Source organism: Schnuerera sp. (assembly GCF_035459645.1).
Taxonomy (GTDB): domain Bacteria; phylum Bacillota; class Clostridia; order Tissierellales; family Tepidimicrobiaceae; genus Schnuerera.
The window spans coordinates 1-2,026 of sequence record NZ_DATHXO010000236.1; the positions used below are offsets into that span (position 1 = coordinate 1).

The window sequence follows — 2,026 nt, forward strand, 5'->3', positions numbered from 1 at the left end:
GATCGAATCCTTGGTTTTCTCTATAGTATATTGCTCTAGCTGTCCATAAAGAAGCCCAGCATTTTCTTACATGGTTTAATAATTCCTCTTTTCCACTAATATGAAGATAGGTGTCTTGTTGCCCTGCGAAGGAGGCTTCTGGCAAGTCTTCTGCAGTAGCTGAAGATCTAACTGCTACCTCTGGATTCTCAATATCAATTTCATCACTAAATTGATTATATGCTAATATTATTTCATTTTCCAAATCCTCTGGGATTTGCGCTGAATTTATTAAATCTTGAATTTCTCCACTTGTTTTTTGTAATTCTATAGAATCTTCTACATCTAGTTCATGAATTTTTTCTCTAATTTTATTATTTACTTTTGCTTCGTCTATGAAATAAGTATAGGCTCCAGCTGTTACACAAAATCCTGGTGGCACATCTAATCCTTTTTGAGTAAGTTCTCCTAAATTAGCTCCTTTACCCCCAACAATAGGTATATCATCTTTGTCAATTTGATTAAACCATCTGATAAATTTAAGTTCTACCATGCAATAAACCTCCTATTAACTATTTATTATGTATATATTATAGCATATATATATAATTATGCTATACTTTTTAAAATTTTTTTAAAAAAACCTTAAGGAAAATTTTCCCTTAAGGTTTTTACATATTACTAGCTTTCTATTTGAATGTCAAATCCTATTATACCAACGAATTTATTGTCCATATCCTTTATTTGTGCCGAAATCGTTATATTTACTTTGTTTGTATCTAAACTAATATAAAAATCCGAAATATATACTTCTTCTTGTAAGGCTCCAGTAAACCAAGACCTGTTCCGAACATCAAAGTCTTCTATTTCTTGGCTGGCAGATATTAAATTTCCTTCAATATCATATAGATATATTAGATCTATATTTGGATTCTTGTTTATTGTATCATTGTATATATTATTATGTGCTTGTACATTAAATGTTTTTATATCTTCTTTATCTTTAACTTCATTTACTATTTTTAGATTTTTTTCTATTATTTTATCTAATATTTCTTTATCGATATTAACTTTAGAATGATATTCTATTTCTTTTTCCAGTTCCTTACTCATACTATTGAGAGTAGATGCATTATTGCTTATATCTTCCATAATAGCTGTTTGTTCTTCTATAGAAGCAGATATTTGCTGAGTTCCAGAAACAGTTTCTTCTGAAATAGTAGTAATAACCTCTAAATTGTCAATAATTCTATCAATTTCATTTAGCTGATCCCACATTTTTTTGTCTGTTGTTTTCATTACACTATTGATAGTATTTAGAGTATGATTAGCCTCCCCAAAAGAAGACTGAGTTTCTTTTGCTAAACCTGCGTCTTTTCGTTCTTCTACTATGCTTTCTTTCAAATTAGATAGTAGTGTATTTATATCTTGTCCAAATTCTTGTATCATATTGTTTATTTTATCTGTAGCTTCACTTGTCATTTCTGCTAGTTTTCTTACTTCATCTGCAACTACTGAAAATCCTTTTCCATATTCTCCAGCTCTTGCTGCCTCAATAGCTGCATTTAAGGCTAGAAGATTAGTTTGGCCTGAAATGTCTTTTACCATATCTACAATATTATTTATTTCATCTACATTTTTAGATATAACCTCTGTTTCTTTAATCAATATTTGATTTCTATTCATTCTATTTGTCATATTGGAAATTAGATTTTCTAATATCTCACCTGTTTCAACGAAAGATTCATTGGTCTTTTCCCATTGTTCTTGCGCCTTTTTATTTTCTTCTGTCGTTTCAATAGAAATAGATTTTAAACCATTATTCATAGTCATTAACTCTTCTACTCTATTCTTTTGTTCTTCAGCTCCTATGGATATCTGTTCTATTGCTTGAGCTATTTCATTAATAGATTGATTCGTTTCTTTTGTTGCTAAGGCTAATTCACTAGTTATGCCTAAAGCTTGTTGTGAAGAATATGTAATTTGCGATAAAGCCCCTCTGTAATTATTGAATATTTCATTTAGATTTTCTCCTATTTTACCATAA

2 protein-coding genes are annotated in these 2,026 nt (G+C 29.4%); both read right to left on the reverse strand.

Features of this window, described 5'->3' with window-relative positions; genetic code table 11:
- Positions 1-532 (reverse strand): PEP/pyruvate-binding domain-containing protein (locus VK998_RS05540; protein ID WP_325226389.1); only part of this gene is annotated, 532 nt, incomplete at its 3' end.
- A 128-nt stretch (positions 533-660) separates the two neighbouring features.
- On the reverse strand, positions 661-2,026 hold a 1,366-nt coding region (locus tag VK998_RS05545; protein WP_325226391.1), incomplete at its 5' end, for a methyl-accepting chemotaxis protein.